This is a genomic window from Anaeromicrobium sp. (genome assembly GCF_025210435.1).
Classification (GTDB): Bacteria; Bacillota; Clostridia; order Peptostreptococcales; family Thermotaleaceae; genus Anaeromicrobium.
On sequence record NZ_JAOART010000060.1, the window covers coordinates 38,199 to 45,742 of the forward strand.

Genomic DNA, 7,544 nt, shown 5'->3' on the forward strand with positions numbered 1-7,544 from the left:
CTTCTGTTGAAGAAGTTTTTTAAGGGAGCTAGCTTTTACATTCTAATATTCGTAGTAATAATCTTGATTGTGCAGTTTTATGGTCAGCCGACACAAGAAAGATTAAAGATAGGGATATCAGACTTTATAGTAGAGCTTCAAAAGGGAAATATATCTGAAATTGATATTGTGGAAAATAACGTAAGTGGAACACTAAAAGGGAATGAGCCTTTTGAAACATATATACCTTCTGTAATGAAATCAGAAGCATTGGTGCAAGAATATATACTTCCTAAAATAAAAGCAGGTAAGTTAAAGGTTACTGCACAACCTCCTGCAAAAACTCCATGGTTCTTTGAAATACTTCCGACCATATTTATGATTTTAATATTTGGAGCATTTTGGTTCATATTTATGCAGCAATCTCAAGGTGGCGGAAGTCGTGTCATGTCATTTGGTAAAAGTCGTGCAAAACTTCATAAGGAAGATGAACATAAGAAAGTTACATTTGATGATGTGGCAGGCCTAGAAGAAGAAAAGGAAGAGTTACAAGAAGTTGTAGATTTCCTTAAAAATCCTAGAAAATATATAGAACTAGGAGCTAGAATACCAAAGGGAATCCTTATGGTTGGACCTCCAGGAACAGGAAAAACATATCTTTCTCGTGCAACGGCAGGAGAAGCTGGAGTTCCATTTTTTAGTATAAGTGGTTCTGACTTTGTTGAAATGTTTGTAGGTGTTGGTGCTTCTCGCGTTAGAGATTTATTCGAACAGGCCAAAAAAGAATCTCCTTGTATAGTATTTATTGATGAGATAGATGCTGTAGGTAGAAAAAGGGGAGCAGGTCTTGGTGGTGGACACGATGAGAGAGAACAAACATTAAATCAATTATTAGTAGAAATGGATGGATTTGGTGTAAATGAGGGAATAATAATAATTGCGGCTACAAATAGACCGGACATATTAGACCCAGCCCTTTTAAGACCAGGTAGATTTGACCGTCAAGTAATGGTTGGAGTTCCTGATGTTAAGGGTAGAGAGGCCATACTAAAAGTTCATGCTAGAAATAAACCCCTTGCAGATGATGTGGATTTAAAAGTCTTAGCAAAAAGAACACCTGGATTTACTCCAGCAGATATAGAAAATCTAATGAATGAAGCAGCCCTTTTATCTGCTAGAGCTAATAAAAAGACAATTGAAATGCCTATTGTGGAAGAAGCCATAACTAAGGTTATTGCAGGGCCAGAGAAAAAGAGTAAAGTTATTACGGAAAAGGATAAGAAGCTTACAGCATTCCATGAAGCCGGCCATGCTTTAGTATCTAAAATGCTTCCAAATTCTGATCCAGTACACCAAGTAACTATAATCCCAAGGGGCAGAGCTGGTGGATTTACCATGTATCTACCTAAGGAAGAAAAGTCTTATACTACTAAGAGTGAGATGGAAGAAAGAATTGTAAGTCTACTTGGTGGTAGAATGGCTGAAAAATTAGTTTTAGATGATATTAGTACGGGAGCTAGTAATGACATAGAAAGGGCTACATCCATAGCTAGAGCCATGGTAACTAAATATGGTATGAGTGATGCCCTAGGTCCAATTAGTTATAATAGTGATGAAGAAGTATTCTTAGGAAGAGATTTCTCTTCAAAGAGCAATTACTCTGAAGAAGTTGCTTCTAAGATAGACGCTGAAATAAGAAGAATTATAGATGTGGGATATGAAAGAGCAGAGCAAATTTTAACTGATAACATGGAAAAACTTTATTTAATAGCAGAAACTTTACTTGAAGTTGAAACATTAAATGCAGAAGAGTTTGATGAACTTTTTAATGGAAATAAAATAAGTTTAAATAAAGTAAACAGAGAAGTGGTAGCAGATGAAATGAAATTAGATACGGAAGAAATTAAAATTGACGATGAAATAAAAATTGATGATGAAGTTAAAATTGACGAAGATAAGAATAATGAAGAATAATAAATTGGTCTCCTTTAAAAAGGAGGCCTTTTTATTATAGTAAATAAAAATAGCATGATGAAATGAATAAATATTCTATATAATGTGATTATATAGAATATAGCCACAAAGTGATGTAAAATAGTATGTGGAGGGATGTGGTTTTTATTAGAAGTTTAAAGTTAAAGATACCAACAATAATAATAGTGTTAGCATTAATATCCATAGTACTAACGGCATTTGTATCCTATGGTTTGTTTACAAAAAAGATTAGACAACAAATAATAGATAAAAATGAAACTATAAGTAATACCACATCAGACCAAGTATCTCAATATTTATCTGATGCAAAGGGTGTTATAGAGTATTTAGCTAGGAATGTGAATGTTAATGATATGGATAATGTGAAAAGAGAGATAGATAAGGCATATATAGGGTACCATTGGATTGATGTTATAATTTTCATGTCCCCAGAAGGGAAAATACTATATAGTAAACCCCATAATGACATAATATATGAAAGAAGTTATGTGGATAGGGATTATTATAATTATGTAATGAAAGAAAAAAGTAGTTACATAAGTAAAGTATTTGTGGGGAGTATTGTAAAGCAACCCCATATTATGATAGCCGTACCTATAATGGACCCTATAACTAATGAGGTAAAAGGAATAATAGGAGGGGGAGTACCCTTAAGAGCTATAAAAAATATTGTTAATAAGGCTTATGGAATATATGATGGACATATATATGTGATAGATACGGATACTAAGGTTTTAGTAAGTCCCCATGATAATGTATATGAAAAAATGTATTTAAAGAGAAATGTAGGTATAGATGGAAAAACTATAGATTTAAAGGAATTAGCAGGAAAATATGAAAAGGGCACAGGTCTTTATAGGAAGGATTTTAGTAATGTGTATATATCCTTTAATAAAATAAAAAATTATAATGGCATGATCATAGTTGAAAAGGATGAGAAATCCATATTAGATGAAATAAATGTGATCAAAAGTAAATTTCTTTCCTATCTATTAGTTATTTTAAGCTTAATATTAATCCTCAGTATTTCCCTTGCTAATAGCATTGTAAGGCCCATAAAGGATCTGGTCAATTACACTAGAAAAATTAGTGATAATATAGATAAGGGAGTTTTAAACACAAAGGATATTGAATTGAATAATAATAGTGAAATAAGGGAACTAGAAATATCCTTTAGGAATATGGCTATAGAACTTTATAAGAAAATAGTGGCTCTTAAACTAATGCATAAAAGGGAAAAGAATTTGAGGAAATACTTAGATAACATATTAAAAAGTGCAGGTAGTGGAATAATTGTTATAAATGACTGTGGCCACATTGCAATTTTTAATAGGGTGGCTCAAAATATTACGGGAATAAAAAGTGAAGAAATAATAGATAAATCTAGTGATGAGTTATTAAAACTGTTAGGACTATCTGAAGAAATCATAGATCTAAAGAATAAAAAAACTACAGAAGGACAATTTGTAATAAATAATATACACAATAAAGAAATTCCTGTAGATGTGGTCATATCTCCTGTCCTAGATAAGGAAGAAGGAATTGTGAGTATAGTATGTATATTAAGGGATTTAACGAGAATAAAGCTATTAGAAAAGGAGCTTAAAATAAAAGATAGATTAGAGACTATGGGACAATTATCCTCTGCCATAATCCATGAAATAGGAAATCCACTAGCTGGAATGACTAATTTATTAGAAGTTTTAAGGGAGAATATAGAGGATGAAAATGTTAGGGAAGACATAATTAGTGCTTTAAACGATGAAGTTGATGTTTTAAACACTATGGTTATTAACTTTTTAGACTTTACTAGAATTAGTAAAAATGAGAGGGTGGAGGCTAATGTGTATCATATTATTAATAGTGCCCTTAACATATTAAATTCTCAAATTAAATATAAAATGATACGTATAATAGAGGAAATATCACCTAATATTCCTAATATAAAAATAGATCCTATGGGAATTAGGCAGGTTATTGTAAATATACTGAAAAATAGTATACAGGCAGTAGGGGAATATGGAATTATCCATGTGAAGGTAGGGCCTAAAGGAAATAATCATGTGGAAATAGTAATTCGAGATAATGGAAATGGTATAAAAAAAGAAATGATAGATAAAGTATTTAATCCTCTATTTACCACTAAGGAGGAGGGCAATGGCCTTGGATTATATGTGGTTCATAATATAGTCGTAGAAAATGGAGGTAGTATAACTGTAAATAGTGAAGAAGGAAAATATACAGAGTTTATACTTGATTTTAAAGGGGAGTAAGATTATGAAAATATTAATAATTGATGATGAAAAAAGTATTAGATTATCCTTAAGTCTTGGATTGAAAACTTTTACAGACAAAATATACTCAGCATCATCTGGAGAAGAAGGTATAAAGCTATTTGAAAAACATAAACCAGATATATTAATAGTAGATATAAACTTAGGGGGGATAAGTGGCTTAAAGGTCCTGGAAAAAATTAGGAGGAAAAATAAGAAGTGCATAATAATAATGATTACCTATATAAGTGAAGTGAAATTAGCAGTAGAAGCTATGAAGTTAGGTGCTAATGATTATTTTACAAAGCCATTTAATATTCAAGAAATAAAGAAAACCATAGAAGATAACATAAAATATATAAAAAAATCTAGAGAGTTATCCAAAGAGGATAATAAAAATGGTATAAGTCTAGTTGGAAATAGTGAATATACTATGAAGGTTAAGGCCGTAATTAAAAAGGTATCTAATATTCCCCACGATACTTTCATACTAATACAAGGAGAAAGCGGTACGGGAAAAGAGGTGGTGGCTAAATCTATTCACTTTAATGGAATTAGAAAGGATAAGGCTTATATTGCTCTAAATTGTGCTGCCATACCAAAAAGTCTTCAAGAAAGTGAGTTGTTTGGTTATGAAAAGGGTGCCTTTTCTGATGCTAAAAATCATAAGAGTGGACTTATAGAAGAAGCCAATGGTGGAACTTTATTTTTAGATGAAATTGGAGATATGGATATATTATTACAAGCTAAACTTTTAAGAGTATTGCAAGAAAAGAAGTTTAGGAGTCTAGGTAGTACGAAGGAAAAGTGTTTTGCTGCTAATATAATAGCCGCAACTAATAAAAATTTATTAGAAGAAATTAAAAAGGGGAACTTTAGGGAGGATTTATACTATAGATTAAATATCATTCCTATAAATTTAAAACCCTTAAGGGAGAGAAAGGAAGACGTTAAAGATTTAATAGGGTACTTTATAAACAGTTATAATAATAAACTGGATAAAAATGTATTAGGTATGTGTCCAGAAGCTTTAGACATATGTATAAACTACGAATGGAAGGGAAATGTCCGTGAATTAAAGAACTTTATTGAGAGAATTATGATTTTTCAGGAAAATGACTTCATAGAAGTGGAAGACTTGCCCCAAAATGTTATAAGTCATCATAGCGTTGAAAATACTCCAGCTATTAAGGGAATGAATTTGGAACATGTGGAAATGGAAACTATAAGTAGGGTCTTGAGGAAAAATAAATGGAATATAACCAAGACAGCTCAAGCCTTGGGCATATCTAGAATAACTTTGAGAAGAAAAATAGAAAAATATAGTATAAGAAAATAGGTGGTAAAATATTTACCAGTTACCACTGGTAAGTGGTAAATAATGATACATTTTTGACAATCTTCCAGGGGTCTGTTATAATATTAACAAACCAAATTTTGTAAAAAAATATTTGTTATGCTTTTTGTCGTACTATTTACAGATAAACTCCTAAAAATAGTTGAAAAAACGTTTTCAAACATGCAAGTTTTGGAATGAAACTTGCATTTATATAATCAACGTAAGGATATTGAAAAAGAATTAACAAATATTTAACAAAAATAAAGGGGGAAGTCATAATGAAATTTGATGTAGTTGCCTGGTTAACCAATCCATTTATACTTATGTTTATATCAGTATTTACGGGATTATTGTTTGGTAAAATCAAGTTTGGAAAATTTAACTTTGGAGTTTCAGGAACACTATTTTCAGGCCTCTTAATAGGGTCGTGGGCCCTTGGTTATGCTAAGAATATAGGTGAAGGAGAAGTAGGTTTTAAAGCGGCTCAAAAGCTTATTAAGGCTGGTGTTGTAAGTAAGGATTTTTTCTTTTTATTCTTAATTTTATTCGTTGCAGCAGTGGGACTTTTAGCCGCTAAGGACATGGGTACAGTTCTTAAGAAATATGGCGCTAAGTTTGTTTTATTAGGATTTATAATTACCTTTTTAGGTGCAACTGCAACTTATGGAATGACTTTAGTAGGGTCTAGCTTAGGTTCTGATTCTACTCCATATGAAATATCTGGAGTATATACGGGAGCATTAACTTCGTCTCCTGGTTTGGCCGCTGCCATAGAAACGGCTAAGGGACATGCAACTCATAAGGCAGAAATATATTCAGAAATGACAGATGTAGAGAAAAATAAGGTACTAAAAATAATAGACCCATCTGGAGAATTAAATGCACAAAACACACCAGAATTAACACCAGAATTAACACAACAGTTCATAACTAGTGCAGAAGCAGGTATAGGTGTAGGTCATGCCATTGGATATCCATTTGGTGTTATCATAGTTATATTAGCTGTTAACTTCTTCCCTAAAATCTTTGGTATTAATGTGGAAAAAGAACAAAAACAACTTAGAGAAGAATTTGCAAAGGCAAAGGCGGAAGTTGCCGCAGGTAAAGAGATTGAAGAAGTGCCTTTTGATTTAATTGGTTTTGCTCTAGCTTGTTTTGTAGGATATACAATAGGTAAGTTTAAAATATACCTAGGGCCATTAGGTTGGTTTGGTTTAGGTTCAACTGGGGGAGTATTAGTAGGTTCTTTGGTATTGGGACATATTGGAAAAATAGGATTTATAAACTTTAGAATGAATAATAAAATATTAGGTGTTGTAAGACAGGTAGCCCTTGCATTCTTCCTAGCTATTGTAGGACTTAGATATGGATTTAAAGTATTCTATGCCCTAACTCATGGTGGAGCATTCTTAGCAGCAGTATCTTTAGTTGTAGGTGTTGTAGCTATGTGTATAGGTTTCTTCATAGGAAGATATGTATTTAAGATTAACTGGGTTATGTTATCGGGAGCGATTTGTGGTGGTATGACTTCTACTCCTGGACTTGGAGCTGCCATAGATGCAGTTGGAAGTGATGATCCAGCAGCAGGATATGGAGCAACTTATCCATTTGCATTATTAGGAATGGTTATATTCACTATTGTTTTACACAACTTACCAATGTAATAGATTTAATTCCACATAAGTTTAACTTATGTGGAATTACTTAATTAAACACATATAGATTTGGTAATGATAAATTAGCTTTATACAAAAATGTTTTTGGCAATCAAAGGGTTTGTTGGATTTGGTTAGCCGTTAATCGCTAGTCGTCTTTCGTTAAAACCAAGAAATCTATATAGATTTATTGGTTTTAAAATTGCTTTATACTGAATATAAAATTTTTTTCTCCAAAAACTTATATTATAGATATCTATAGTATAAGAAAAGGAGTCCTAATCATGGGTAGACCAGCGATGC

The 7,544-nt window shown here is 31.9% G+C and carries 4 protein-coding genes; all 4 read left to right on the forward strand.

Annotated elements, in window-relative coordinates:
* Positions 1–6 precede the first annotated feature (6 nt).
* The 4 genes from ftsH to N4A57_RS07335 all read left to right on the forward strand — a co-directional run bounded on the left by ftsH (position 7) and on the right by N4A57_RS07335 (position 7,250).
* Positions 7–1,953 carry an ATP-dependent zinc metalloprotease FtsH gene (gene ftsH, locus N4A57_RS07320; RefSeq protein ID WP_293657198.1) on the forward strand — a complete coding sequence of 649 codons (1,947 nt, stop codon included), beginning with the start codon at positions 7–9 and terminating at the stop codon, positions 1,951–1,953.
* Between the two features lie 137 nt (positions 1,954–2,090).
* Positions 2,091–4,247, forward strand: coding sequence for an ATP-binding protein (locus N4A57_RS07325; RefSeq protein WP_293657199.1), 2,157 nt, complete (start codon positions 2,091–2,093; stop codon positions 4,245–4,247).
* A 4-nt stretch (positions 4,248–4,251) separates the two neighbouring features.
* Entirely contained in the window at positions 4,252–5,586 is a 1,335-nt protein-coding gene (locus N4A57_RS07330) for a sigma-54-dependent transcriptional regulator (protein ID WP_293657201.1), read from the forward strand.
* 278 nt (positions 5,587–5,864) lie between these two features.
* The gene (locus tag N4A57_RS07335; protein WP_293657203.1) at positions 5,865–7,250 is read left to right on the forward strand and encodes a hypothetical protein; all 1,386 of its coding nucleotides are present in this window, start codon (positions 5,865–5,867) and stop codon (positions 7,248–7,250) included.
* Positions 7,251–7,544: the final 294 nt, after the last annotated feature.

Bases quoted from the DNA above. Each gene is read 5' to 3' on its own strand.
- N4A57_RS07330 (WP_293657201.1), top strand. From the start codon at position 4,252: ATGAAAATATTAATAATTGATGATGAAAAAAGTATTAGATTATCCTTA.
- N4A57_RS07335 (WP_293657203.1), top strand. From the start codon at position 5,865: ATGAAATTTGATGTAGTTGCCTGGTTAACCAATCCATTTATACTTATG.